The following is a 25638-nucleotide window of genomic DNA, read 5'->3' on the forward strand; positions in this document are numbered from 1 at the left end:
GTTCCCGGTCGTGACGTCGCCGCACCTGCCGCTTGGCGTCTTCGTTGGTGTCCACCTCGCCTCCTTGGTGGACACCATCGTGGCCGTCGCCGACGCGTTACTCAAGATGGGTTCGCCGGACGCTTACCGCGAAGCGCCTGCTGTGTATCCTGCGCTTCGCGGGCTAGGCGCCGCGCCGCTGCGCGCGGCTTAGCTCGAACGTTAGGCCGCACGAGGGAGCCCACATTGCCCATCCGCACGCAAGTCGATGATCTGTCTTCTGCGGAGGCAAGGAGCCTTATTGCGGAGCACCTTGCAGGCATGCAAGAAAACTCTCCTCCAGGCCATGTATATGCCTTGGCCATCGAAGGCCTGCGCGCGCCAGACGTTACGTTCTGGACCGCATGGCAAGACGAGAGACTTTGTGGCTGTGGAGCGCTCAAGGAGCTCAGCGCAACCTCAGGTGAGGTCAAGTCAATGCGCACGCGCCCAGAGTTCCTTCGCCAAGGGGTAGGGCAGGCGGTTCTTGCTTCTGTCGTGGCGGAGGCCAAGTGGCGTGGCTACAGGCACCTCTACCTCGAAACAGGCACAGGCCCAGCGTTCGAACCAGCGCATGCGCTCTATGAGCGGAATGGCTTCGCTTGGTGTGGCGCCTTCGGCGACTACGCGGCCACGGAGTTCAACGTCTTCATGGTCAAAGAACTGTGAGGCGGTGTGTTCACTGGCACAGGCCAAAGAGTGCGGCCTAACACCTCGCTCAAGCGCCGACGGGCTACGGCAGGGCGGCTTGCCCGCGCGGCCGCCTTTGGTCATCATCGGCCGCACGGGCAAGCCGCCCTGCCGCAGCCCGCGGCTTAGCTCGAACGTTAGGCCTCATGAAGCCTGCATCGCGAACATCGGAAGATTGAGGAGATCTCCTTGGCAGAGAAGGAAGCTGGTGAAGATCCGAAAGGAATCGCAGGATGGCTCATTCTCGTCGTCATAGGTTTGGTGGTCAGCCCACTCAGAACACTTCACGCACTGTACGAGAATCATTGGTTGATTATTCGTGATGGCATCTGGCCGGTGCTGACTACCCCTGGAACAGAGCACTATCACCCCTTGTGGGCGCCACTGTTTGCCTTCGAAGTCTTTGCGAACGTGGGATCAGTTCTGCTCGCTCTCATAGCTCTTGCGCTCCTTCTCCAAAAGTCACGTCATGCCCCCAGACTTGCAATCGTCTGGTTAGGTTGGGGCGTGGTATTCGGTGTACTTGACTACGTAATTGCAGGGCAGATTCCAGCAGTGGCAGAGCAAAGTGGGTCTGAGGCGATTCGTGAGCTTTCCCGAAGTGTTGCCGGTGCGGCCATATGGATTCCCTACTTTCTCAGGTCTAGGCGTGTGAAGAACACCTTTGTGCAATGAGGCCTAACCCCTCGCTCAAGCGCCGACGCGCAACGGCACGGCGCCTGGCCCGCGAAGCGCCTGCTGTGTATCGTGCGCTTCGCGGGCCAGGCACCGCGCCGTCGCGCGCGGCTTAGCTCGAACGTTAGGCCTCAGAGGCCGCCCTGCTGCGTGGTACCTGCCTATGGTACTATTGCCGCATGAAGCGCGGTCACCAGAAGACACTTGAGGCTGTCTATTCCCGCCCCACCAGCGCGAACATTGCTTGGAAGGACATCGAAGCGCTCTTCAAGGCACTCGGTGCTGAGGTCTCGGAGCGCGAGGGGAGTCGTGTAGCGGTGGTTTTATTTGGTGAGGTGCGCGTTTTCCATCGCCCGCATCCGTCGCCACACACGGACAAGGGCGCAGTTGCAAGCGTTCGCAGGTGGCTTGAACAACACGGAGTTCGTCCATGAACATCATGACTGTTGAGGGGTACCACGCTCGGATCGAGTATGACGCCGAGACGGACCAGTTTCGCGGTGAGATCCTTGGTCTGAATGGCGGTGCGGACTTCTATGGCCGCAACCCCAAGGAACTTCGGTCCGAGTTCAAGAAGTCTTTGCAGGTCTTCCTGGAGGTCTGCAAAGAGAAGGGAATTGAACCTCGTAGGAACTACTCGGGCAAGTTCAATCTGCGCATCCCACCTGAGCTTCACGAACAGTTGGCAATCGTTGCGCAGGCCGAGGGTAAGAGCATAAACACGGTGGCTCAAGAAGCGCTGGCGCAGCGAGTGGCTGCGTGAGACTGAGGCCTAACACCTCGCTCGAGCCGACCCGCTCCGGCAGGCGGCGCAAGGCTGGCACGCGGCACACGGTGCATCATCACGTACCAGCCTTACGCCGCCTGCCTCCGCGCGCGGCTTAGCTCGAACGTTAGGCCTCACGGATTCCCAGACTAAGCGCAACACTCGTCAATGTACGCCTCCAAAGGCGTTTGGTAGCCCAGAATCTTTCTTGGCCTGTCATTCAAGGCTGATTCGATTTCGTCGCAGTGCTCCTGGGTGAGATCTCGGAAGCACATCCCTTTGGGCAAGTACTGGCGGATCAGTCCGTTGGTGTTCTCGTTCGTGCCGCGCTCCCAGGAGTGGTAGGGCTGGGCGAAGAAGAACTCGGTGCCGAAGCGCTCCTTGAGTTCGACGTAGCCATGGAACTCGGTGCCGTTGTCCAGTGTGATGCTGCGGATGTCCAGCGTACCCAGGAAGTCGAGTTCCTTGCTCAGGGCCTGGTTGACCTCGACGGCTCGACGAGCAGGCAGCTTGATGATGCGGGTGTAGCGGGTCTTGCGCTCGACCAGCGTGAGCAGGCAGTGGTGGCCATCGCGACCGATGACGGTGTCGCCCTCCCAGTGCCCGAAGGCCTGGCGGAGGTTGACGTCCATGGGGCGCATGGTCAGCGGAGGCTTGTCGCGCAGCTTGCCGCGGGAATCTGACTTGCGGTAGCCCTTGCGGTAGCGGCGGCTCAGGCGTCGGGTGCTGCGCCAGAGCTGGCCGCCGCGGCGCTTGTCCTTGCCGATCCAGCGGTAGACCGTGGAAGTGGAGATCAAGAGCAGTTGATCCAGAGCCAGGCGCCCGCTGATCTGCTCAGGGCTCCACCGATCGAGCAGCTTGGCGTGCACGAGCGCTACCTCATCATCAGCGAAGTTGGGACCACGGCGGCACTGGCGCAGCCGCGCCCGGGCGTAGCTGTGTGCCTTGGAGTAGCGGTAGTGGCCAGATGAGCGATCGGCGTTGCGGCGGAGTTCGCGGCTGACGGTGGCCACACTGCGCTGCAACCGCCTGGCAATGGATCGCAAGGACTTCCCCATGGACTTGTCCTGGCTGATCAGATACCGTTCTTCGAGGGTGAGATGGTTATACGACATGGTTGCAACCCCTTCTTGCCGGATGAGGAAGTGGCCAGTATTCCAGCTCACCCCCTTCTCGCTTCTGGTGTTGCACTTGATCTGACAATCCGCCCGGCACTAGACGCGCGGCGGCGAGCTCACATCATTCTGGAATGCCACAAGCACTCGGTCTTGTCTCTGTGATAGTACGCGAGTACGACGAGGCCATCGCTTTCTATGTAGGCGTACTGGGCTTTGAACTCGTCGAAGACACGGAGCTGCCCGAGCAGTCCAAGCGCTGGGTTGTTGTCAGGCCTCCAGGTGGTGGGCAGTGCGCTGTTCTCCTGGCTAGAGCGACAGACCCGGAGCAAGCGCGCCACGTGGGGAACCAGACTGGCGGCCGAGTCTTCCTCTTTTTGCACACAGACGACTTCGAGCGTGACTACACGAACTACAGCTCCAAGGGGGTTGAGTTCACGCGGGCGCCACAAGACATGCCCTATGGACGCGTGGCGGTCTTTCGAGATCTGTATGGCAATCAGTGGGATCTCCTGCAGCCACGGAAAGGGCGGCGTTGAAAGTGCCGCCTAACCCCTCGCTCAAGAGCCGACGTGCCACGGCAGGCCGTCTTGCCCGCGCGGCCGTGTTTGTTCATCATCGGCTGCGCGGGCAAGCCGCCCTGCCGCGTCACGCGGCTTAGTTCGAACGTTAGGCGGAACTAAGGCATCGTCATCCGCGATGCTCAAGAGTCTGCTCAAACTCCTTCCGGGCAAGTCGAGTGCCTCCGAGAAGACCCCAGATCTGGTCTTTCAGGTTTCCGCCCCCACGCATCTCGAAGAGCCGGATTCCTCGGTTCTTGACGTTGCGGCTTCTCTGATCGTCGTGGAAGGCCTTCCAGCGCCAGATTGGAGAGCGGTGGGATCCTGGGTTTCGTCAATCTCCGATCCTGCCGCTCAAGCGAAAGCCTGGTCCGACGCCGAAGTCGCATGGCTCGCTCACATGCAGGAGGCTCTAGGACCGCGTTACCACCTCGCCCAACACGAATACGCAGTCCTGCTGTCCCCGCTCGAGCCCAGAGTAGCCGCGGCGACGGTCCAGTTCATGACCAAGACGTTGTCACGCTGACAGGGCACTCATTCGTTCCGAGCGGGTCGGAGTGCCCGGACAGCGGCGAGTACATCCGTATTGGCACGATTGGAGTGCACGAACTCTCTTACCGGAACAGAGAAAGTGGCCGAAGCGGGGCAGTCGCATCGGATCTGTGGATTCGCAATGCTGACGATGGTCTTACCATCAGTTGGAAAAGTTCGCCGATTCCTTTGATAGCTGGTAGCAATGCGATCACTGTCACGATGAGCGATGGCAAGAGAACATCGGCGGCAACGATCGTAGTAACCCGGTAGGGATCCACGTTGCGACTGCGGCCTACCCCCTCGCTCAAGCGCCGACGCACAACGGCGTGGCGCCTGGCCCGCGAAGGGTCCGTTGTCTATCAAGTCGTTCGCGCGCGAGGTGTCGTGCCGCCGCGCGCGGCTCAGCTCGAACGTTGGGCCGCTGAGAACACCGCGCGTGCATCCGGAGATCAGACAGTCGCTGTTACACGGAAAGATCGGTGAGGCGGCGGTCTACGCGAAGTGCTGGATGCATGGAAATCCTGCGTACTTCTTGGGGGCGGGGCTCCTAGGCAACCTTGCTGGGATCGACCAGATCGTCCAGACAAGGGTTCCGAGGTTCAAGCTTCGGGTGCAGTCGTGTCAATCTTGAGCGTGGACTGATCAGCGCGGCCGGCTCGCCTGGTACGTGCACGACAATGGCACGGTGACTGCTGATGGAACTACCCTGGATCCTGACGAGATCGCCATGCGCATGGCGCTCGATCAGGCGCACAACGCGCTTCTTGTCGGCGAGGTGCCTGTGGGCGCGGTCCTGATGCGGCAAGGGCAGGTGATCGCCACCGGCTACAACAGGCCCATCACCACACACGACCCTACCGGCCATGCAGAGATCGTTGCGCTGCGGCATGGAGCCATGCTGCTGGGCAATTACAGGCTGCCCGAATGCGAACTTTTCGTGACGCTGGAGCCGTGCGCGATGTGTGCAATGGCGATGCTTCACGCGCGGCTCAAACGCGTGATCTTCGGCGCACCGGATCCGAAGACCGGCGCGGCCGGCGGTGTGTTGGACGTCTTCGCCGACCCTCGGCTCAACCATCACACGCAGGTCGTCGGTGGCGTTCTGGCTGAGCCCTGCGGCGCACTGCTGCGGGAGTTCTTTGCCGACAAGCGCGCCCGCCGCCGGTCCGAACGGCGACTTCCGGCCGCCGGTGCGCCGACGTCGATCCCTACTGGCGATGCCACCGAACTGGACAGCGCACCGTGAAACTTATTATTTTCTCGCCAGCCGGTGTGGTCCTCAAGGCGCCTCCGCTGCGTCTGGCCTGCCGGCGGCTTCAGGCGCTGGGGTTCGACGCCGTGCTGGACGAGTCGGCCTTGGCGCGGCATCAACGCTTTGCCGGTGACGACGACACCAGGCTGGCGGCGCTGCACCGGGTGGCCGAAGATGCGCCATCGGTGGCGATGGCGGCCCGTGGCGGCTACGGGCTGATGCGCCTGCTCGACCGCATCGACTGGCCGCTGATGGCGCGCAGTGTCGAGCGCGGCACGCGCTGGGTGGGGTACAGCGATCTGACCTGTCTGCAGATGGGGTTGCTCGCGCATGCGAAGCAGCCCAGCTGGGCCGGCCCCCTGGCTGCAGACGACTTCGGCCGCGCCGACGACGCTGGCGGCGTCGACGAGATCACGCGCGACGTCTTCTGCGAGGCGATGGGTGGCGAACTCGAGGCCATCGGTTTCCGCACCGATGCGGGGCGAGATGGCCTGGCGGTGCGTGGCACGTTGTGGGGCGGCAATCTGGCCACCTTGTGCAGCTTGCTGGGCACGCCGCACTTCCCGCGGGTCCGAGGCGGGGTGCTGTACATCGAGGAGGTCAACGAGCACCCCTACCGGGTCGAGCGTTGCCTGCTGCAGCTGCTGCAGGCGGGCGTGCTGTCGGCTCAGAAGGCGGTGCTGGTGGGGGCGGTCAGCGCCTGGAAGCCGGCGCCGACGGACCGCGGCTACTCGTTGGCGAAGGCGCTGGCCGCGGTGCAGTCCCGTACCAAGGTCCCGCTGTTGACCGGTCTGCCTTTCGGGCATGTGCCCACCAAGGTCTGCCTGCCTCTGGGGCGGCGGGTGGACCTCGTGGTGGAGGGGCGCCAGGCGCTGCTGGCCTGGGGACACGGGCGCTGAAGACATCGCCCAGGCCGGGCGCAGCGGCTTTGGCGCGCGCACCACGGTCGTGCGTGCGCATCCCTGTGTTACAGGGGTGTGTTGCGAATGGCCAACGCCTTGTGACCAGGGGTGTAGGGACTTGTCCCTAAACTCCGGTCCATCGGGTTCGGGGCGACGTCGCCCCTCGACGGTGTGATCCTTTGAAATCAAGGGGTTTGAGGCACTTCATCGTGCCTGTTCGATCCCTGGATGTCTGGCACGGGTAACCGGTCATGGATTTCCCGAAGAAGGGCGACAAAGCCGTTCCCGTGACAATCCGACTACATGTTTCGGGCGGACGGTCACGGTCGGTTCACAAAGCCGGCACGCGGATTGCTCCCGCAACTGGGTCTATCGCTCAACCTTCCTTCAGGAGTGTGGTTCATGTTCAAGAGGACGAAAGTCTCTGTCGGCGTGCTGCTCGCGATCGGCGGTGCCGTCGCAGTGACGTCGATGCCCGTCGTGGCGCAGGACGCTCAACGCGTCGAGGTCACCGGTTCGCGCATCAAGCGTGCCGACACCGAAGGCGCCCTGCCGGTTACCGTGGTCAGCCGCGAGCAGCTCGAAGCCAGCGGCGCGGTCACCGTGGCCGACTTCATGCGCACGGTGTCGTTCGCGTCGTTCGGCAACTTCCGCCCGCAGAGCGGCAGCAGCGCGCAGAGCTTCTCCGAAGTCAACCTGCGCGGCCTGGGTTCGCGCCGCACCCTGGTGCTGGTGGATGGCCGCCGCGTGGCCAAGTCGCCGAACGTGGGTGATGCCGCCGACATCAACTCGATCCCGATGGCCGCCGTCGAGCGCATCGAGATCCTGACCGACGGCGCCTCGGCGATCTACGGCTCCGACGCCATCGGCGGCGTGGTCAACGTGATCATGCGCAAGGACTTCGAAGGCGGCGTGCTGCGCTACGGCCAGACCAGCCCGTCCGTCAAGGGCGGCGACCGCGAAGAGATGTCCGCCGTGTTCGGCCTGTCCAGCGACCGTGGCCGCATGCTGATCGGCGCCTCGTCGAACAACCGCGAGATCATCTGGCAACGCGACAGCCCCCTGGGCACGGTGCGCGGCGCGTCGTCGTTCTCGAACAACTTCTTCACCGATACCGGCGCCTTCATCGAGGCGGTGGGCGGGCAGGCCACCTGCGAATCGATCGACGGCAACAACCTCTTCTACTACTCGGGTGGCCGCTGCCGCTACGACTTCTCCGGGACGGCGGCCGACGAAGCCGAAACCGGCAACAAGTCGATCTTCGGCCGTGGCGAAGTCACGATCAACGATGACTGGTCGGCCTACTTCAACGGCTCCGTCGTGCGCAACACCAGCTTCGGCCGCTATGCGCCGGTGCCGGGCTTCGTGCTGATCGAGCAGGGCACCGCGGCGTGGAACCTGATGAGCCCGGCCGCCCAGGCCGCCAACGCTGGCCGTGATGTCTACCTTGGCCACCGTTTCGCCGCTGGCGGCAACCGTGACACCGAGAGCGACGGCCAGCTGTACGACGTGCAGGTTGGCTTGAAGGGTGTGGTCGCGGGCTGGGATGTCGACTTCGGCATGCGCAAGACGGTCTCGCAGTACTACGAGATCGGCCGTGGCTACGTCGTGGAATCGCTCGCCCGTCAGGCCATCGTGGCCGGCGACTACGACATCCTGGACCCGTTCGGCGCCGATCCCCTGGTGCTCGCCGGCTTCACGACCACCACCGGCCGTGACAGCGTCTGGGACCAGAAGGAGTTCTACGCCAGCGCCACGCGTGACCTGTTCAAGATGGGTGGCGGCACTGCGGCCATCTTCCTGGGCGCCGAGTACCGCGAGGAGAACTACTCCGACATCTACGACAGCCTGAGCGAAGGCGGCGTGGTGCTGGGCAGCGCCGGCAACTCCGCTGGCGGTGGCCGTGAGGTCACGTCGCTGGCCGGCGAACTGCTGCTGCCGCTGACCAAGTCGCTGGAAGCAACCATCTCGGCCCGCTACGAGAAGTACTCGGACTACGGTTCGGACTTCTCGCCGAAGGTCGCGCTGCGCTTCCAGCCGATGTCGAACCTGACGCTGCGTGCCTCGTACGGCAAGGGCTTCTCGGCGCCGACGCTGCCCCAGCTGACGCAGAAGCCGTCGTTCAGCGCGGATTCGATCGTCGACGAGCAGCACTGCCTGGCCGACGGCAACACGCAGGCGGTGTGCGATGGCAACCCGTCGTTCCAGATCAACGGCCTGGTGATCTCCAACCCGGCGCTGACCTCGGAAAGCGCCACCCAGTTTGCGCTGGGCGGTGTGTGGGACATCACGCCGAACTTCAGCATCGACCTGACCTACTGGGACATCAAGATCACCGACGTGATCTCGAACGTCTCGGCCCAGACCCTGGTCAACCGTGACAACGGCAGCAGCTCGCTGCCGATCCCGGCCGGCCTGAGCGTCACCCGCGATCCGGCCACCGGCTTCATCACCCAGGTGGTGCGCGGTGCGACGAACGAGGGTGAACTGGTTCGCCAGGGCATCGACCTGAAGGCCGACCTGCAACACAAGTACAGCGGCCTGGGCACCTTCCGCCACAGCCTGGTGTACTCGCACCTGGTCAAGGCGTCGACCAATGGCGTGAGCTTCGAAGGCGAGTTCGGTGCTCCGAAGGACCGCGCGACCCTGACCAACCGTTGGCTGCTGGGCCCGTTCGCCACCACCTGGGCGGTGAACTACATCGGCAAGAACGGTGACGACGGCGTCGGTTTCGTCGGCAGCTACGTCACGCACGACCTGCAGGTGAAGTGGGACACCCCGGTCAAGGGCGTGAGCCTGACGCTGGGCGCGCTGAACCTGGGCGGCAAGCTGCCCCAGGCTGTGTCGGCGGACACCCGCCAGTTCAACTTCGACCTCTACGACCAGTACGGCAAGCAGTGGTACGGCCGTCTGGAAGCGAAGTTCTGATCTCGCTGATGGTGTGATGCCGCGGTGGCCACACGGCCACCACGGCACCCGGTCTGCAAGGCCGCGGCTGTTTCGACAGCCGCGGCCTTCTTCATTCAGGTGCCAGTCTGCGCCAGATCAGGCGGCCAGCAGGGTCCACCCCATCAGGTGCGGGCCCTCGGCCAGTGTGGCGGTCTCGACCTTTAGGCCGTGCCGCTGCAGGCGTTGCACCCAGCCCTGGAGCGCCGGCGCGTCCAGCGCACAGCGTCGAAGTTCCTCCAGTCGCAAGCGTGCATCCTGCAGGTGCTGCAGCCAGCGTGCATGGGCATCGTGGGCCACGGCCTCACCGCGCTGCCCCGCCAGCGCGAGCAGCTGGGCAGCGGCATCCTGGGCCTCACCGAGCACGTCCGCACCATCGGGTTGCGCGCGTCCACGGGCTGTCACGGCCGACTGCGCCGCGTTGAAGGCCTGGCGGGCGGCGTGGGCCGTGCTGTCCTGCGCCAGGCGTGCCCGTCCCTCGCGCGTGGCTGCCTGTGCCATCGGCCTCAGCATGGCGGCGCAGGCGGCCACCAGGCCGTCAGGGCCCAGCAGCATGGCGAGGTGCGCCAGTTCGATGGCTGCCAGCCGGACAGGGCGCGATTCGGCGTGATGGAGCACGAAGGCGATGCGGCCGCGGGGGGCGCGTACCCTCAGCACTTCATCCAGCGCCGCGTCGACCTCGGCGTACTCGATGCCGTACTGGCTGGTGACGAGGTCGACGCTGGCGGCGCGGAGCGGCAGCGCCTCCACCCGGGTGCCGCCATGAAAGGTCACGCGCCCGGGCGCGCCGGGGGGCCGTTCGCGCACCCAGGCAGGCGCCGTGGTGGCCAGGTCCACGGCGTGCAGGTCCACTGGCAGGTCGGGCCGGCTGTGCAGCAACAGGCGTGGCACGGCGCCCCCGCCGGTGGCCAGGTCCAGCACGCAGGCACCGCTGGGTGTCGTGGCGTGCATCGCCCGCCAGAAGGCGGCGATCTCACCGCCATAGTCACGCCCGAAGCTGCCGGCACAGCTGTGCCCGGCGCCGCTGGCCCAGTGGCGGGACCAGACGGCCTGACGCAGCTTCAGCGCGTCGGGCATGACGCCGCGGGCGCTAGCGACGCACCGATCACTTCGGCGCCATCCGGATCGCGCCGTCGAGCCGGATCACCTCGCCGTTGAGCATGTCGTTGGTGACGATCTGGTGCACCAGCTTGGCGTAGTCGGCCGGCGTGCCCAGGCGGCTGGGGAAGGGCACGCTGGCGGCCAGCGCGTCCTGCACCTCCTGCGGCATCGAGAACAGCATCGGCGTGCCGAAGATGCCCGGGGCGATGGTCATGTTGCGGATGCCGTTGCGCGCCAGGTCGCGCGCGACCGGCAGCGTCATGCCCACCACGCCGCCCTTGCTGGCGGCATAGGCCGCCTGCCCGATCTGCCCGTCGTACGCGGCCACGCTGGCGGTGCTGATCATCACGCCGCGCTCGCCGGTGGGTTCCGGGTCGTTCTTGCACATGGCCTCGGCGGCCAGGCGGATCATGTTGAAGGTGCCGATCAGGTTGACCGTGATCACCTTGCTGTAGACGGCCAGGGGGTGCGCGCCGTCCTTGCCGACGGTCTTGACCGCGGGGGCGATGCCGGCGCAGTTGACCAGGCCCATCAGCTTGCCCAGGCCGGTGGCCGCGGCCACGACGGCCTGGCCGTCGGCTTCCTGGCTGACGTCGCACTTCACGAACACGCCGCCGATCTCCTTGGCCACGGCCTCGCCGCGCTCGACCTGCAGGTCGGCCACGACGACCTTGCCGCCATGCGCGGCCAGCATGCGTGCCGTGCCTTCGCCCAGCCCGCTGGCGCCGCCGGTGACGATGAAGACCTTGCCTGCGATGTCCATGTGTGCTCCTTGCGTGTGACGTTGACGTAAACGTCAATTGTGCGGCAAACGACAACGCGGCCCGCAGGCCGCGTGGTTGGTCGGACAGGACGATTCAGCCGAGGGCGGCGAACGCCCGGGCCGTGATCTCGTCGACGCTGCCCATGCCGCTGATCTTCGCGTAGCGCGGCGCGCCGGCGTCGCCGGTGGTGGCCCAGGCCGAGTAGTAGTCCACCAGCGGGCGGGTCTGCGCCTGGTAGACCTCCAGGCGCTTGCGCACGGTCTCTTCCTTGTCGTCGTCGCGTTGCACCAGCGGCTCGCCGGTCACGTCGTCGACGCCAGGGGTTTTCGGCGGGTTGAACTTGACGTGGTAGCTGCGGCCGCTGGCCGGGTGCGACAGGCGGCCGCTCATGCGCTCGATGATGGCCGCGTCGGGCACGTCGATCTCCAGCACCACGTCGAGCTTCACGCCGGCGGCCTTCATCGCGTCGGCCTGCGGGATCGTGCGCGGGAAGCCGTCGAACAGGAAGCCGTTGGCGCAGTCCGGCTGCGCGATGCGCTCCTTGACCAGGCCGATGATGATGTCGTCGCTGACTAGGCCGCCGCTGTCCATCACCTTCTTGGCCGCGACGCCCAGGGGCGTGCCGGCCTTGACGGCGGCGCGCAGCATGTCGCCGGTCGAGATCTGCGGGATGCCGTACTTCTTGCAGATCATCGTGGCCTGCGTGCCTTTGCCGGCGCCGGGCGCGCCCAACAGGATCAATCTCATCTCGCTCCTCGCGTCATCTTTGGGGGTGGTGCGCGATCGCTCCGGCCCGCGACGTGCCATCGTGGCCGGCAGGCGCCTTCCGGCACGATCTGCTGTCTCCACAAGCAGAATAGCACGCACATACCTGCACCAGCCTGACGCGGCCTATGGGGTGCGGCGGCCTCCCCGCGAAGCCGCGGACGCGTGTCAATTGCGCTTCAACGGCCCCATTGCGCCCGCACGCGAGCCAGGTCCTCGGGCGTGTCGATGCCCGGGCCCGGCGCCAGCGGGCTCACGAGCACCGCGATGCGCTCGCCGTGCCACAGCACGCGCAGTTGCTCCAGTGCCTCGAGTTGTTCCGTGGGGGCCGGGGGTAGTGTCGGGAAGCGGCGCAGAAAGCCGGCGCGGTAGGCGTACAGGCCCATGTGCCGCAGTGGTGCGGGCTGGGGCAGGGCGCCGCCGCCGTCACGCCAGCAGGGGATGGGTGCGCGGCTGAAGTACAGCGCGCGGCCGGCCGCGTCGAGCACCACCTTGACCACGTTCGGGTTGCGGAACTCGTCGAGGTCGTGGATGGCGTGGGCGGCGGTGGCCACGGCGCATTCCGGGTGCTCGGCCAGCAGCCTGGCGCAGTCGCGCACCAGCGCCGGGTCGATCAGCGGTTCGTCGCCCTGCACATTGACGACCACGTCGTCGCCATCGAGCCCGAGTTGCTCGCAGGCCTCGGCCAGGCGGTCGCTGCCGCTGGCATGGTCGCTGCGCGTCATCACGGCCTGCACCCCGTGGGCCGCGCAGGCGTCGACCACACGCTGCGCGTCGGTGGCCACGACGACCCGTTCGGCGCCGGCAGTGGCCACGCGGTCGGCCACGCGGACCACCATCGGCTTGCCGGCAATGTCGGCCAGCGGCTTGTCGGGCAGGCGCGTCGAGGCCAGTCGGGCCGGGATCAGGATGCTGAAATCCATCACCAGACCATCAGGGCGTGGGCGCCTCGGCATCGAACTCCCAGGCCCGGGCCTCGGATTCCAGCATCACCGGAATGCCGTCGCGGATCGGGAAGGCCAGGCGGTCGGCGCGGCAAGCCAGTTCGGCCGGGCGCTGGGCCTCGTCCCGCAGCAGGGTCAGCGGGCCCTTGCAGATCGGGCAGACGAGCAGGTGCAGCAGTCGGTGGTCCATGGTCTTCAGCGGGTTTCGCCGGTGGATCTCGGGGTGGGTGCCAGACCGGCCAGCAGTTGGTCTACCAGGGCAGGCGGCAGTTGGAAGTCTAGTCCGACGACCCAGACGCGAGCCGGGCCCACGCGGGTCGGGTCGAGCTTGGCCGCGTCCTTCTCCGTGCAAAGCACGTCGGGTGTGCCTGGCGGCCAGAGCGGGGTGGACATGTCGGCGTGGTCGGGCAGCGGCTGAGTCGTGCAGGTCAGGCCCGCGGCCCGCAGCATGGTGAAGAAGCGCTCCGGCGAACCGATGCCCGCGATGGCATGCACTGGGCGGTGGCGCAGCGCCAGCAGTGCCTGCGGGTCCATCGGTGCGCCCGCGTGCCAATCGGCCAGCGACACGGCACCGGACAGGCTGCGCTGGGCCACCTCACCCGGCAGGTCGGTGCTGGGCGCGGGCGCGTTGTACAGCACCCAGGTGGCCGGGGGCAGTGTCGCTGGCAGGGGCTGGCGCAGCGGGCCGGCCGGCAGCAGGGCGCCGTTGCCAGCGCCGCGCTCGTCGAACACCCACACGGCCAGGTCGCGGGCCAGCGCGTGGTGCTGCAGGCCGTCGTCGGCCACCAGCACGTCGATCTCGGGTGCCGCGCTCAGCAGCGCATCGGCGGCATCTGCCCGCCGTTCGCCGACGGCCAACGGGACGCCGGTGCGGCGCCGGATGAGCCATGGCTCATCACCTAGTCGTCGCGCGTCCAGCCCGGCCTCGGCGACGACCACGCCCCGCGACTGGCGGCCGTGGCCCCGTGAGACCACGCCCGGGTGCCACCCGGCATCCTGAAGCGCCTGCACCAGCGCGATCACCGTCGGCGTCTTGCCGGCGCCGCCGACGATCAGGTTGCCGACCACGATCACCGGGCAGGGCGCGCGCCACGGGCGGCGCCAGCCCAGGCGCCAGGGCAGGGCGGCTAGGCCCGCCAGGCCGCAGTAGAGCAGGCTCAGCGGCCGCAGTGGCCAGGGGGGGGTGGGCCGGTCGAACCAGGCGGCGAGCAGCGCACGCTCCAGCGCCGCCCCGGGTGTGTTCACGTCAGGGTGTGCCGCCGGCCTGGGCGGCGAAGGTCAGGCGCACCAGGCCGGCACGCCGTGCGGCGTCGAGCACGTTCATCACCGACTGGTGGGCCGCCAGGGCATCGGCCGAGACGATGACCATCGCATCGCGGTTGCCGGCCGCCGCGGCGCTGAGCACCGCGCTGAGCTGCTCCACGCTGCGGCCGTCCACGAGCTCGCCGCGCACGCTGTAGCGGCCGTCGCCGGAGACCGCCACGATGATCTCGCCCGGCCGTTCGGGCAGCTTGTCGGCGTTGGCCGTCGGCAGGTTCACCTGCAGCTCCGTGAAGCGCGAGTAGGTGGTCGACAGCATCAGGAAGATCAGGATCACCAGCAGCACGTCGATGAACGGGATCAGGTTGATCTCCGGTTCCTCCGGGCGTTGGCGATGGAAGTTCATGCGCCGGTCGCCCCGTTACCGCCCGACGCGCCGCGCACCGTGAAGCGCAGCAGGTGCGGCAGCAGCCGCGCCGCTGCCAGCTCCATCGACAGCTGGAAACTGTCCACCAGGCCGCGGAAGTAGCGGTAGAACATCAGCGACGGAATGGCCACGATGAGGCCGAAGGCGGTGTTGTACAGCGCGATCGAGATGCCATGCGCCAGCTGCTGCGGGTTGGTGGTGCCGTCGGCACCCTGCGCACCGAAGATCTCGATCATGCCGATGACGGTGCCGAACAGACCCAGCAGCGGTGCCGCCGCGGCGATGGTGCCCAGTGCATTGAGGTAGCGCTCGGTGCGGTGCACGGCCTCGCGGCCCGCGTTCTCGATCGACTGGCGCAGCGCGTCCTCGCTGATGCGCGGCTCGGCGATCACGCTGCGCAGGCCGGCGGCCAGCACGTAACCCAGCGCGGAGTTCTCGGCCAGCTTGCCCACCACGTCGGCCGACGGCAGGCTGGTGCGGGTGACGCCCAGCACCTCGTCCAGCAGGCTGGGCGGGGCCACGCGCACCCGACGCAGTTGATACAGGCGCTCGAGGATCAGGGCGAGCGCGACGATGGAGCAGGCGATGAGCAGCCAGATCGGCCAGCCGGCGGCTTGTATGATGGAAAACAAGGGTCGGGTTCCGAGGATGCTGCGCAGGACGCGGACGATTATGGACGATGCCCCAGCGCATCGATCGCGGTGCCCGCCCGCATGATTCCAACGGTTTCCAATCCCTCCCAACGCATCCTCTGGGATGTCTCGGCCCTGCTGCTGGCCGTCGGCGACGCCTTGTCGGCCCGCTTCGGTGCCGTCAGCGTCCGCGGCGAGCTTTCCGGCTTTACGCGCGCGGCCAGCGGGCACTGCTACTTCACGCTCAAGGACGCCGACGGCGCCGCCGCCACGCTGCGCTGCGCGATGTTCCGCCGCGCCGCGTCGATGCTGGCCTTCGTGCCGGCCGACGGCCAGCGGGTGGAACTGCGCGGCCGGCTCGCGGTGTACGAGCCGCGTGGCGAACTGCAGTTCGTCGTCGAGGCCATGCAGCGCGCGGGTGTGGGCAGCCTCTACGAGCAGTTCCTGCGCCTGCGCGATCAGCTCCAGGCGGCCGGGCTGTTCGACCCCGCGCGCAAGCGGCCCATCGCAGCGCACCCCCGGGCGGTGGGCATCGTCACTTCGCTGCAGGCCGCGGCCCTGCACGATGTGCTGACCGCCTTGGCCCGCCGGGCCCCGCACGTGCCGGTGGTGGTCTACCCGGCCCCGGTGCAGGGTGCCGACGCGCCGGCGGCCCTGGTGCGCGCGCTCGCGGCCGCGGCCGCACGGCGCGAGGTGGACACGCTGCTGCTGGTGCGCGGTGGCGGCTCGCTGGAAGACCTCTGGGCCTTCAACGACGAAGCATTGGTGCGCGCCGTGGCGGCCAGCCCGATCCCGGTGGTCTGCGGTGTGGGTCACGAGACCGACGTGACCCTGTGTGACCTGGCGGCCGACCTGCGGGCGCCCACGCCCACCGCGGCCGCGGAGATGGCCTGCACCGCCCGCCAGGTGCTGCTCGACGCCCTCCAGGCCCAGGCCGAGGCCATGCGCCACCGGGTGGCCCGGCGCCTGCAGACCCAGGCCCAGCGGCTGGACCTGACGGCGCTGCGGCTGGCCCGGCCGGGGCGCGCCGTGGCGCGCCAGCGCCAGCGTGTGGACACGCTGGCGCACGCCCTGGAGTCGGCCTTCGCCCGCCGCGTCGACCACGCAGCCGCCGCACTGCCACGGCGGGCCGACCGGCTCCAGCACGCGGCGCGGAGCGCGCTGCACGACGCGCACCAGCGGCTCGACACGCTGGCCCAGCGCCTGCAGGCGCTGGACCCACGCGCCGTGCTGTCGCGAGGCTACGCCTGGGTGGAGGCGGGCGACGGCCGGCCGGTCACCCAGGTGGCGCAGCTGGATCCCGGGCAGACCGTGCAGGGCGTCTGGGCCGATGGCCGGGCGGCGCTGCAGGTGACGACGGTGACGCCGGGCCCGGGCACCTCACCTGCCCCCGCACCCCGCCGGAGAACGGGGTCTCGGGGCTCTGCCTAGAATGCATGATTCACCTCCGGAGGAACCCATGGAACACACCCTGCCCGCCCTGCCGTATGCCCTGGACGCCCTGGCTCCGCACTACAGCCGTGAGACGCTGGAGTTCCACCATGGCAAGCACCACAACGCCTACGTCGTCAACCTGAACAACCTCCAGAAGGGCACCGAGTTCGAGTCGATGTCGCTGGAGGAGATCGTCAGGAAGTCCAGCGGCGGCATTTACAACAACGCCGCCCAGATCTGGAACCACACCTTCTTCTGGCACTGCATGAAGCCCAACGGTGGTGGCGAGCCCAAGGGCGCGCTGGCCGCGGCCATCACCGCCAAGTGGGGCAGCTACGCCGCCTTCAAGGAGGCCTTCGTCAAGTCGGCGGTCGGCAACTTCGGTTCCGGCTGGACCTGGCTGGTGAAGAAGGCCGACGGTTCGGTGGACATCGTCAACACGGGTGCCGCCGGCACGCCGCTGACCACCGCCGACAAGGCGCTGCTGACGGTGGACGTGTGGGAACACGCTTACTACATCGACTACCGCAACCTGCGTCCGAAGTTCGTCGAGACTTTCCTCGACAAGCTGGTGAACTGGGACTTCGCCGAGGCGAACTTCGCCTGAGCTTCAGCCTGACCGGGCCGTTGCCCGGGCTCAGGAACCGAAGGGGGCACCGCGCAGGCGGTCCCCCTTTTTCAATCCGCGCTTCTTGAACCAGCCCTGGTTCATCTCCAGCGCGAAGCGCACCGGCTCGGGCGTGCAGTGCGAGGTCTCGTCCAGCGGCTGCATGTCGGCCAGGCCGACGATCCGGCCGTCGTCGCCGATGAAGGCGATGGTCAGCGGGATCAGCGTGTTGCGCATCCAGAAGCACAGCGGGGCCGGTGCGTCGTAGACGAACAGCATGCCCTCGTTGGCGCCCATGCTGCGGCGCTGCATCATGCCGATCATCTGCTGCGTGGGCGTGGTCGCCAGTTCGGCCTGGATCACGTGCATGCCGGCAGTCAGCGGGATGGTGGGCAGCTTCGGCTGCGGGCCGGTCTGCGCATGGCCGGCCAGCGGCACACATGACAGCAGCAGCCATAAAGCGGCAAAGGCGGCAGAAGCGGCGGACCGGGCGGTCTTGACATAGATCATGTCGGCGTCGGGGCAGGTGCGTACAGTGCGCAAGCATCGCACAGCCGCCGTGCCCCTCGGGCCCGGGCCGTGCCTGGCCCGATGAGCAGTACCACGCCCTTGCCCGCCACCCCCGTCGACCTGTCAGCGCCCAGCGGCGAAGCGGCGGTCGTCGACGACCCGCTGGCCTACGCCGAATTCACCCGCCAGCGCGTGGATGCGGCCGGGCGCACGGTGTGCGATTCGGGCCTGCAGATTGCCGGCATCACCTGTGCGGCCTGCAGCGGCATCCTGGAATCTGCTCTGACGCGCGTGGACGGCGTGCTGGAGGCTCGCGTCAGCGCCGCCAGCGCACGCGCCAGCGTGCAGTGGGACCCGGCGCGCACCCGGCCGTCGGCGTTGATCGCCGCCATCCGCGGCGCCGGCTACGACGCCGTGCCCGACGCGGCTGCGCCGGCGCGCGAACTGCGCCGGCAGGAGCACCGGCGCGCGCTGTGGCGGTGGTTCGTGGCCGCCTTCTGCAGCATGCAGGTCATGATGCTGGCCACGCCCAGCTACGTGGCCGAGCCGGGTGATCTGGCCGAGGACCTGCGCCAGCTGCTCAACTGGGGCCAGTGGGTGCTGACGCTGCCGGTGGTGCTGTTCGCCGCCGGGCCCTTCTTCCGCGCCGCCTGGCGTGGCCTGCGCCAGCGCCGCATCGGCATGGACCTGCCGGTGGCGGTGGGCATCGCCACCGCGTTCGCCAGCAGCATGGGCGCCACCTTCGTGCCCGGCGGCGCCTTCGGCCACGAGGTCTGGTACGACTCCGTCAGCATGTTCGTCGCCTTCCTGCTTGGGGCGCGCTACCTGGAACTGCGCACGCGCCACCGGGCGCAGGCCGACCTGGAGGCCAGCCTGGCCACGATGCCGGCCACGGCCCGGCGGGAGACGGCCGATGGTGCGCTGGAGACCATCAGCGTCCGGCGGCTGCGCCCGGGCGACGTGGTGCAGGTGCCGCTGGGCGAAGCCTTCCCGGCCGACGGCATGCTGCTGGGCGGTGCCACCGAGGCCGACGAGGCCCTGCTGACCGGCGAATCCACCCCGGTGGCCAAGGCGCCGGGCGCAGCGCTGGTGGCCGGCAGCCTGAACGTGGGTGCGCCGGTGCGGCTGCGCGTGGACCGAGTGGGGGCCGACACCCGCTACGAGGCCATCGTGGCGATGATGCGGGACGCGATGACGCAGCGCCCCGCCGCCGTGCAGGTGGCCGACCGCTGGGCCGGGCCCTTCCTGTGGGCCGTGCTGTTGCTGGCTGCCGGTGCCGCGGCGGTGTGGAGCCTCATCGACCCGGCGCGCGCGCTGCCGGTGGCGGTGGCGGTGCTGGTGGTGACCTGCCCCTGCGCGCTGTCGCTGGCGGCGCCGGCGGCGATGGTGGCGGCGGCCGGCGGGCTGTCGCGGCGCGGCGTGATGTTGCAGCGGCTGGATGCGCTGGAGTCGCTGGCCCGGGCCGACGACCTGTTCGTCGACAAGACCGGCACGCTCACCGATGACCGCGGGGCCGCAGCCAGCCTGGTCGCCCTGGCGCCGGAGGTCGACCTGCCGCTGGCCGAGTCCGCCGCGCTGGCGCTGGCCACGCGGTCCACCCATCCGTTGAGCGCCGCGCTGGCGTCGAGCCTGGCCGCCATGCCGCTGGCGATGCGGCGCGTCGAGGAAAGTGCCGGTCAGGGCCTGGAGGGCGAGGACGATCAGGGACGTCGCTGGCAGCTGGGCTCGGCGGCCTGGCTGGCGCCGGACATGTCGCTGCCCGACGACGCGCGCGCCGTGCTGGCGCTCGATGGCCGCCCGGTGGCCCAGGTGGTGCGACCGGAGACGCTGCGAGAGGACGCCGCCCCGGCGCTGGCGGCGCTGGCGGCGCAGGGCCTGCCGGCGACGCTGCTCTCCGGCGACCGGGACGCACGTGTCCAGGCGATGGCGGGCCGGCTGGGCATCACCCAGGCCGTCGGCGACGCGTCGCCCGAGGACAAGCTCGCCGCCGTGCAGGCCGCGCAGGCTGCCGGCCACCGTGTGCTGATGGTCGGCGACGGCGTCAACGACGCGCCGGTGCTGGCGCGTGCCGACGTGTCGCTGGCCATGGGTCACGGCGCCCTCGTGGCGCGGGCGCAGGCCGACGCCGTGGTGGTCTCCGGCCGCTGGCACGACGTGTTGCGTGCCCGCCTCACCGCCGTGCGCACGCTGGCCATCGTGCGCCAGAACCTCGTCTGGGCCGTGGCCTACAACGCCATCGGCATCCCGCTGACCGTGATCGGCTGGCTGCCGCCCTGGGCCGCGGGCCTGGGCATGGCGGCCAGCTCGCTCACCGTCGTGCTCAACGCGCTGCGCGCCGCACGCGACCCGCTGCGCTGACCCCATGGACATCCTTTACCTGCTGATCCCGCTGTCGGCCGTGCTGGTGCTGGCCATCCTGGGTGTCTTCGGCTGGGCGCTGTTCCGCGGCCAGTTCGAGGACCTGGAAGGCGAGGGCGCGCGCATTCTCGAATCCGAGAGTGCCACGGTTGATGCCGATCAATCGATGTTGCAGCGCACCGAAGAACAATCCCCTACTGCTAGAAACGTTTCCTCGTGAGGAGAGAGCTGATGTCAAACCGAAGCGTGGGGGCCGCGGCCCCGGTGTACACGGACACGGTGGTGCGATGGTTCGCACTCGCCGCCGTGCTGTGGGGCGTGGTCGGCATGCTGGTGGGCGTGATCATCGCCGCCCAGCTGACCTGGCCTGAGCTCAATCTGGGCATCTCGTGGCTGAGCTACGGGCGACTGCGCCCGCTGCACACCAACGCGGTGATCTTCGCCTTCGGCGGCTGCGCGCTGTTCGCCACCAGCTACCACGTGGTGCAGCGCACGAACCAGACGCCGCTGTTCCTCAACGGGCTGGCCAAGTTCACCTTCTGGGGCTGGCAGCTGGTGATCCTGGCCGCGGCGGTGTCGCTGCCGCTGGGCCTCACGCAGGGCAAGGAATACGCCGAACTGGAATGGCCCATCGACCTGCTGATCGCGGTCGTCTGGGTGGCCTACGCGGTGGTCTTCTTCGGCACCATCGGCATCCGCAAGGTGCGCCACATCTACGTGGCCAACTGGTTCTTCGGCGCCTTCATCATCGCCGTGGCGCTGCTGCACATCGTCAACAGCGCGGCCATCCCGGTCAGCCTGACCAAGAGCTACTCCGCCTACGCCGGCGTGCAGGACGCGATGGTGCAGTGGTGGTACGGCCACAACGCGGTGGGCTTCTTCCTCACGGCGGGCTTCCTGGGGATGATGTACTACTACATCCCCAAGCAGGCCGAGCGCCCGGTCTACAGCTACCGGCTGTCGATCGTTCACTTCTGGGCGCTGATCTTCACGTACATGTGGGCCGGCCCGCACCACCTGCACTACACGGCGCTGCCGGACTGGGCGCAGAGCATCGGCATGATCTTCAGCCTGGTGCTGCTGGCGCCGAGCTGGGGCGGCATGATCAACGGCATCATGACCCTCAGCGGGGCCTGGCACAAGCTGCGTGACGACCCGATCCTGAAGTTCCTGATCGTCAGCCTGTCGTTCTACGGCATGTCGACCTTCGAGGGGCCGATGATGTCGATCAAGACCGTCAACGCGCTGAGCCACTACACCGACTGGACCGTGGGCCACGTGCACAGCGGTGCGCTGGGCTGGGTGGGCCTGATCTCGATGGGCGCGCTGTACCACCTGATCCCGCGCATGTACGGCCGCACGGAGATGTTCAGCAAGCGTGCCATCGAGCTGCACTTCTGGATCGCCACCATCGGCATCGTGCTCTACATCGCCGCGATGTGGATCGCCGGCGTGATGCAGGGCCTGATGTGGCGCGCGGTCAACCCCGACGGCACGCTGGTCTACAGCTTCGTCGAGAGCGTCAAGGCCACGTTCCCCTTCTACGTGATCCGTCTGGCCGGCGGCCTGCTGTACCTCAGCGGCATGCTGATCATGGCCTGGAACGTGGTCATGACGGTCAAGAGCAGCAAGCCCGCAGTGGTGCCGGTGCCCATGGCCCCGGCCCACGCCTGAGGCGGGAGGAGTCCAGATCATGGCAAGCAATGTCAAGCCGAGCGGTCACGAGCGCATCGAGACCAGCAACTTCCTGATGATCGTGCTCATCCTGATCGCGGTGGCGATCGGGGGCATCGTCGAGATCGTGCCGCTGTTCTTCCAGCGCAGCACCACGCAGCCGGCGGAGGGCATCAAGCCCTACACCGCGCTGCAACTGGCCGGGCGCGACGTGTACATCCGTGAGGGCTGCTACAACTGCCACTCGCAGATGGTGCGTCCGTTCCGTGCCGAGACGCTGCGCTACGGCGCCTACTCGACCGCCGGCGAGTACGTCTACGACCACCCGTTCCAGTGGGGCAGCAAGCGCACCGGCCCGGACCTGCACCGCGTCGGCGGCCGCTACAGCGACGAGTGGCACCGCGTGCACCTGAACAACCCGCGTGACCTGGTGCCCGAGTCCAACATGCCGGCCTACCCCTGGCTGGACAAGGCCGCGGTCGACCCGGCCAGCATGGCCCCGCGCATGAAGGCGCTGCGCACCATCGGGGTGCCGTACACGGACGACGAGATCGCCAAGGCCGGCGACGAGGTCAAGGGCAAGACCGAGCTCGACGCGGTCGTGGCCTACCTGCAGGGCCTGGGCGTGGCCCGCTGACGAGGAGACCGTGATGGACATCAACGATCTGCGCAGCGTGGTCACCGTGATCAGCATGCTGCTGTTCCTGGGCCTCGTGGGCTGGACCTATGCACGCAGCCGCAAGGCTGCATTCGATGAAGCAGCGCAGCTGCCGTTCCAGGAGGAGGGCGAAGCCTCCCCCGTGGACACGGCGGCGCGCAACGAAGGGAGGGCGTCGTGAGCGACTTCTTCAACAGCGGCTGGTCGATCTTCGTCGCCGCCGTCACCATCCTCGGCCTCGTGGCCTGCCTGGCGCTGCTCATCATCGCCAGCCGGCGCAAGGTCATGGCCAACGACAACACCACCGGCCACGTCTGGGACGAGGACCTGCGTGAACTGAACAACCCGCTGCCGCGCTGGTGGATGTGGCTGTTCGTGATCACCGTGGTCTTCGCGGCCATCTACCTGGCGCTGTACCCGGGCCTGGGCAGCAGCCCCGGTTCGCTGAAGTGGTCCAGCACCGGCCAGTGGGAGGCCGAGCAGGCCAAGGCCAAGGCGGCCATGGAGCCCATCTATGCCAAGTACGTGGCCATGTCGGCCGAGGACCTGGCCAAGGACGCCACCGCCATGGGCATCGGCCAGCGCCTGTTCATCAACAACTGCGCGCAGTGCCACGGGTCGGACGCCCGTGGCAGCAAGAGCTTCCCGAACCTGACCGACACCGACTGGCTCTGGGGCGGCACGCCCGAGGCCATCGTCGAGACCATCACCAACGGCCGCCAGGGCAACATGCCCCCGATGGCCGCCGCGGTGGGCGGTGGCGAGGACGTGCGCAACGTGGCGCACTACGTGCTCAGCCTGTCCGACAGCGCGCACAACCCCGTGTATGCGCAACTGGGCAAGGACAAGTTCGCCGCCTGCGCGGCCTGCCACGGCCCGGACGGCAAGGGCAACCAGGCCCTGGGCGCTCCGAACCTGACCGACAAGGTCTGGCTGCACGGCTGGGGCGAGGCCGCCATTGCCGCGATGGTCAACAACGGCAAGGTCAACGTGATGCCGGCGCAGGCCAAGCTGCTGACCAAGGAGCAGATCCACGTGCTGGCCGCCTACGTCTGGCAGCTGTCGCGCAACACGACGGCCGTGGCCAGCAACTGAGGACGGCCTTCACGTGAGCAGTACCGCACCAGGAGCAGGGGAGGACGTCGCCGTCGAGGTGGTGTCTCTTTACCAGAAGCAGAAGAAGATCTACGCCCGCGCCGTCAGCGGCTGGTTCGCCGGCTGGCGCTGGGCCCTGGTGTGGGCCACGCAACTCGTGTTCTACGGGCTGCCGTGGCTGGAATGGAACGCGCGTCAGGCGGTGCTGTTCGACCTCGCCGCGCGCCGCTTCTACATCTTCGGCCTGGTGCTCTACCCGCAGGACTTCATCTACCTGACGGGCCTGCTCATCATCTCGGCCTACGCGCTGTTCCTGTTCACGGCGGTGGCGGGCCGGCTGTGGTGCGGCTACGCCTGCCCGCAGACGGTCTACACCGAGATCTTCATGTGGGTGGAGCGCAAGGTCGAGGGCGACCGCGCGCAGCGCATGAAGCGCGACGCCGGTGGCTGGACGCTGGACCGCCTGTGGCGCATGACCGCCAAGCAGGGCGCTTGGATCGCCATCGCCCTGTGGACCGGCTTCACCTTCGTCGGCTACTTCACGCCGATCAAGACGCTCGCCGCCTCGGCCCTGTCCTTCGGCTTCGGCCCCTGGGAGTGGTTCTGGGTGCTGTTCTACGGCTTCGCCACCTACGGCAACGCCGGCTGGATGCGCGAGCAGGTCTGCAAGTACATGTGCCCGTACGCGCGCTTCCAGAGCGCGATGTTCGACCGGGACACGATGATCATCAGCTACGACGCCGAGCGGGGTGAACCCCGTGGCACGCGTGGCCGAAAGACCGACCTGAAGGCAGCCAACCTGGGGCACTGCATCGACTGCGGCCTGTGCGTGCAGGTCTGCCCCACCGGCATCGACATCCGCAAGGGCCTGCAGTACGAGTGCATCGGCTGCGCCGCCTGCATCGACGTCTGCAACGGCGTGATGGACAAGATGAACTACCCGCGCGGCCTGGTGCGCTACGCCACGCTCAACGGCATGGCCGGCCACTGGACGAAGGCGGAGATGTTCCGCCACGTGCTGCGGCCGCGGGTGCTGGTCTACACCGCCATCCTGGTGCTGATCGTCGGCGCGCTGGGCGTGAGCCTGTGGCTGCGCGCGCCGTTCAAGGTGGACGTGGTGCGCGACCGCGCCTCGCTGGCCCGCATCGTCGACGACGGCTGGATCGAGAACGTCTACACGCTGCAGATGATGAACACCACCGAGCGGCCGCAGCGCTACAGCGCCGTGGCCACCGGGCTGGACGGCATCGTGCTCGACGGTGGCCGCGAGATCATGCTGGCACCGGCGGAGAACAAGTGGGTGCCCGTGGCCGTGCGCGTGCCGCCGGAGGTGGCGGCGCAGGCCGGTGCCGGCGCCCACAAGATCGTGATCCAGGTGAAACTGCTCGACGGCGACACCACGCTGGACGAGAAGACGACGTTCATGGTGCCGCGATGAGCGTGCCGGCGTCCAAGGAGAAGCAGATGAAGGTCCAGGCCCAGAGCGAGCGACGCCCCTGGTGGCGCGAGCCCATGGTGTGGCTGGTGATCGGTGGCCCGGCCGTCGTGGTCGTGGCCGGCATCACCACGGCGGTGATCGCCATCCGCGGCGCCGACCCGGTGCTCGATACCCGCCAGCCCACCGCCGTGCAGTCGCGCAACCATGCCGCCACGCCCGGTGGCGCGCCGGTGGCGCCCACCAAGCCATGATCCGCCGGCGCGAGCGCGTGATGGCCGTGCTCTGGCCGGCCTTCCTGATGGCCGGCGTGATGGAGATGCTGGTCTTTGCCTTCGTCGACCCGACGCAGCTGCACCTGTTCGGCGGGGCACCGCTGGACTGGTCGCCCACTGCGGTCTATACCGTGGCCTTCTTCCTGTTCTGGGGCGTGATCGCCGCCGCCGCGTCGCTGACGGAACTGCTGGAAGTCGGTGCCGAGGACCTCAACCGCGGCGAACTGCGCTGACCGGGGCG

31 protein-coding genes are annotated in these 25638 nt (G+C 68.0%); 21 read left to right on the plus strand and 10 right to left on the minus strand.

Features of this window, described 5'->3' with window-relative positions:
* The 5 genes from ENE75_RS25540 to ENE75_RS23630 all read left to right on the plus strand — a co-directional run.
* The coding region (locus tag ENE75_RS25540) for a hypothetical protein (RefSeq protein ID WP_233259251.1) at positions 1-193 on the plus strand (193 nt) is incomplete at its 5' end.
* A 32-nt stretch (positions 194-225) separates the two neighbouring features.
* Positions 226-687, plus strand: a complete 462-nt coding sequence (locus tag ENE75_RS23615; protein WP_233259252.1) for a GNAT family N-acetyltransferase — start codon at positions 226-228, stop codon at positions 685-687.
* Positions 688-897: 210 nt separating this feature from the next.
* Positions 898-1383 carry a DUF2569 domain-containing protein gene (locus ENE75_RS23620; RefSeq protein ID WP_158289074.1) on the plus strand — a complete coding sequence of 162 codons (486 nt, stop codon included), beginning with the start codon at positions 898-900 and terminating at the stop codon, positions 1381-1383.
* Between the two features lie 179 nt (positions 1384-1562).
* Positions 1563-1817 carry a type II toxin-antitoxin system HicA family toxin gene (locus tag ENE75_RS23625; RefSeq protein ID WP_128201348.1) on the plus strand — a complete coding sequence of 85 codons (255 nt, stop codon included), beginning with the start codon at positions 1563-1565 and terminating at the stop codon, positions 1815-1817.
* Complete coding sequence (locus tag ENE75_RS23630) at positions 1814-2146, plus strand: type II toxin-antitoxin system HicB family antitoxin (RefSeq protein ID WP_128201349.1); 333 nt, start codon at positions 1814-1816, stop codon at positions 2144-2146. Before ENE75_RS23625 ends, ENE75_RS23630 begins: the two co-directional genes overlap by 4 nt.
* 152 nt (positions 2147-2298) lie before the next feature.
* On the opposite strand, the gene ENE75_RS23635 is transcribed toward ENE75_RS23630, so the two are convergent.
* A complete protein-coding gene (locus tag ENE75_RS23635; protein ID WP_445677793.1) occupies positions 2299-3264 on the minus strand; it encodes an IS30 family transposase in 966 nt (321 codons plus the stop codon).
* A 134-nt stretch (positions 3265-3398) separates the two neighbouring features.
* On the opposite strand from ENE75_RS23635, the gene ENE75_RS23640 reads away from it, so the two are divergent.
* The 5 genes from ENE75_RS23640 (at position 3399) to ENE75_RS23660 (ending at position 9440) form a co-directional block, all read left to right on the plus strand.
* Positions 3399-3803 carry a VOC family protein gene (locus ENE75_RS23640; protein WP_128201352.1) on the plus strand — a complete coding sequence of 135 codons (405 nt, stop codon included), beginning with the start codon at positions 3399-3401 and terminating at the stop codon, positions 3801-3803.
* A 160-nt stretch (positions 3804-3963) separates the two neighbouring features.
* On the plus strand, positions 3964-4350 hold the full coding sequence (locus ENE75_RS23645; RefSeq protein ID WP_128201354.1) for a hypothetical protein: 387 nt from the start codon (positions 3964-3966) through the stop codon (positions 4348-4350).
* 735 nt (positions 4351-5085) lie between these two features.
* Complete coding sequence (tadA, locus tag ENE75_RS23650) at positions 5086-5604, plus strand: tRNA adenosine(34) deaminase TadA (RefSeq protein WP_128201437.1); 519 nt, start codon at positions 5086-5088, stop codon at positions 5602-5604.
* Positions 5601-6509 carry an LD-carboxypeptidase gene (locus ENE75_RS23655; protein WP_128201356.1) on the plus strand — a complete coding sequence of 303 codons (909 nt, stop codon included), beginning with the start codon at positions 5601-5603 and terminating at the stop codon, positions 6507-6509. The genes tadA and ENE75_RS23655 overlap by 4 nt, the downstream gene beginning before the upstream one ends.
* 405 nt (positions 6510-6914) lie before the next feature.
* Positions 6915-9440, plus strand: a complete 2526-nt coding sequence (locus tag ENE75_RS23660; RefSeq protein ID WP_158289075.1) for a TonB-dependent receptor plug domain-containing protein — start codon at positions 6915-6917, stop codon at positions 9438-9440.
* 117 nt (positions 9441-9557) lie between these two features.
* Here ENE75_RS23660 and ENE75_RS23665 read toward each other — a convergent pair whose 3' ends face one another.
* The 8 genes from ENE75_RS23665 to ENE75_RS23700 all read right to left on the minus strand — a co-directional run bounded on the left by ENE75_RS23665 (position 9558) and on the right by ENE75_RS23700 (position 15351).
* Entirely contained in the window at positions 9558-10535 is a 978-nt protein-coding gene (locus ENE75_RS23665) for a class I SAM-dependent methyltransferase (RefSeq protein WP_128201360.1), read from the minus strand.
* Positions 10536-10563: 28 nt separating this feature from the next.
* Positions 10564-11322, minus strand: a complete 759-nt coding sequence (locus ENE75_RS23670; RefSeq protein WP_128201362.1) for a 3-hydroxyacyl-CoA dehydrogenase — start codon at positions 11320-11322, stop codon at positions 10564-10566.
* 94 nt (positions 11323-11416) lie between these two features.
* On the minus strand, positions 11417-12070 hold the full coding sequence (gene adk, locus ENE75_RS23675) for an adenylate kinase (protein ID WP_128201364.1): 654 nt from the start codon (positions 12068-12070) through the stop codon (positions 11417-11419).
* A gap of 197 nt (positions 12071-12267) precedes the next feature.
* Complete coding sequence (kdsB, locus tag ENE75_RS23680; RefSeq protein WP_128201366.1) at positions 12268-13011, minus strand: 3-deoxy-manno-octulosonate cytidylyltransferase; 744 nt, start codon at positions 13009-13011, stop codon at positions 12268-12270.
* A gap of 10 nt (positions 13012-13021) precedes the next feature.
* Complete coding sequence (locus tag ENE75_RS23685) at positions 13022-13222, minus strand: Trm112 family protein (protein WP_128201368.1); 201 nt, start codon at positions 13220-13222, stop codon at positions 13022-13024.
* 5 nt (positions 13223-13227) lie between these two features.
* On the minus strand, positions 13228-14277 hold the full coding sequence (lpxK, locus tag ENE75_RS23690; protein WP_128201370.1) for a tetraacyldisaccharide 4'-kinase: 1050 nt from the start codon (positions 14275-14277) through the stop codon (positions 13228-13230).
* 1 nt (position 14278) lies between these two features.
* A complete protein-coding gene (locus ENE75_RS23695; RefSeq protein ID WP_128201372.1) occupies positions 14279-14698 on the minus strand; it encodes an ExbD/TolR family protein in 420 nt (139 codons plus the stop codon).
* Entirely contained in the window at positions 14695-15351 is a 657-nt protein-coding gene (locus ENE75_RS23700) for a MotA/TolQ/ExbB proton channel family protein (protein WP_128201374.1), read from the minus strand. The genes ENE75_RS23695 and ENE75_RS23700 overlap by 4 nt, the downstream gene beginning before the upstream one ends.
* Positions 15352-15432: 81 nt before the next feature.
* On the opposite strand from ENE75_RS23700, the gene xseA reads away from it, so the two are divergent.
* Together xseA and ENE75_RS23710 are read left to right on the plus strand one after the other, a co-directional pair.
* Positions 15433-16782: an exodeoxyribonuclease VII large subunit gene (xseA, locus tag ENE75_RS23705; RefSeq protein ID WP_128201376.1), complete on the plus strand. Its 1350-nt coding sequence runs from the start codon at positions 15433-15435 to the stop codon at positions 16780-16782.
* Between the two features lie 28 nt (positions 16783-16810).
* Positions 16811-17392: a superoxide dismutase gene (locus ENE75_RS23710; protein WP_128201378.1), complete on the plus strand. Its 582-nt coding sequence runs from the start codon at positions 16811-16813 to the stop codon at positions 17390-17392.
* Positions 17393-17422: 30 nt separating this feature from the next.
* On the opposite strand, the gene ENE75_RS23715 is transcribed toward ENE75_RS23710, so the two are convergent.
* Positions 17423-17902, minus strand: coding sequence for a DUF192 domain-containing protein (locus ENE75_RS23715; RefSeq protein ID WP_128201439.1), 480 nt, complete (start codon positions 17900-17902; stop codon positions 17423-17425).
* 99 nt (positions 17903-18001) lie between these two features.
* Between ENE75_RS23715 and ENE75_RS23720 the strand changes: the two genes are divergently transcribed.
* From ENE75_RS23720 to ENE75_RS23760, 9 genes are read left to right on the plus strand one after another with little or no spacing between them, the layout of a single operon-like run.
* On the plus strand, positions 18002-20260 hold the full coding sequence (locus ENE75_RS23720) for a heavy metal translocating P-type ATPase (RefSeq protein ID WP_233259253.1): 2259 nt from the start codon (positions 18002-18004) through the stop codon (positions 20258-20260).
* A gap of 4 nt (positions 20261-20264) precedes the next feature.
* Positions 20265-20480 (plus strand): cbb3-type cytochrome oxidase assembly protein CcoS, encoded by a 216-nt coding sequence (ccoS, locus tag ENE75_RS23725; RefSeq protein WP_128201383.1) that lies wholly within the window; start codon positions 20265-20267, stop codon positions 20478-20480.
* 11 nt (positions 20481-20491) lie between these two features.
* A complete protein-coding gene (gene ccoN / locus ENE75_RS23730; RefSeq protein WP_128201385.1) occupies positions 20492-21934 on the plus strand; it encodes a cytochrome-c oxidase, cbb3-type subunit I in 1443 nt (480 codons plus the stop codon).
* Between the two features lie 19 nt (positions 21935-21953).
* Complete coding sequence (gene ccoO / locus ENE75_RS23735; protein WP_128201387.1) at positions 21954-22571, plus strand: cytochrome-c oxidase, cbb3-type subunit II; 618 nt, start codon at positions 21954-21956, stop codon at positions 22569-22571.
* 13 nt (positions 22572-22584) lie between these two features.
* Complete coding sequence (locus ENE75_RS23740) at positions 22585-22773, plus strand: cbb3-type cytochrome oxidase subunit 3 (protein ID WP_128201389.1); 189 nt, start codon at positions 22585-22587, stop codon at positions 22771-22773.
* Complete coding sequence (ccoP, locus tag ENE75_RS23745; RefSeq protein ID WP_128201391.1) at positions 22770-23687, plus strand: cytochrome-c oxidase, cbb3-type subunit III; 918 nt, start codon at positions 22770-22772, stop codon at positions 23685-23687. The genes ENE75_RS23740 and ccoP overlap by 4 nt, the downstream gene beginning before the upstream one ends.
* Before the next feature lie 13 nt (positions 23688-23700).
* Positions 23701-25125, plus strand: coding sequence for a cytochrome c oxidase accessory protein CcoG (gene ccoG, locus ENE75_RS23750; protein WP_233259254.1), 1425 nt, complete (start codon positions 23701-23703; stop codon positions 25123-25125).
* Entirely contained in the window at positions 25122-25376 is a 255-nt protein-coding gene (locus ENE75_RS23755; protein ID WP_233259255.1) for a FixH family protein, read from the plus strand. The genes ccoG and ENE75_RS23755 overlap by 4 nt, the downstream gene beginning before the upstream one ends.
* Positions 25373-25630: a hypothetical protein gene (locus ENE75_RS23760; RefSeq protein ID WP_128201393.1), complete on the plus strand. Its 258-nt coding sequence runs from the start codon at positions 25373-25375 to the stop codon at positions 25628-25630. The genes ENE75_RS23755 and ENE75_RS23760 overlap by 4 nt, the downstream gene beginning before the upstream one ends.
* Positions 25631-25638: the final 8 nt, after the last annotated feature.

Origin of the sequence: Rubrivivax albus, from assembly GCF_004016515.1 — a bacterium.
Classification (GTDB): Bacteria; Pseudomonadota; Gammaproteobacteria; order Burkholderiales; family Burkholderiaceae_C; genus Rubrivivax; species Rubrivivax albus.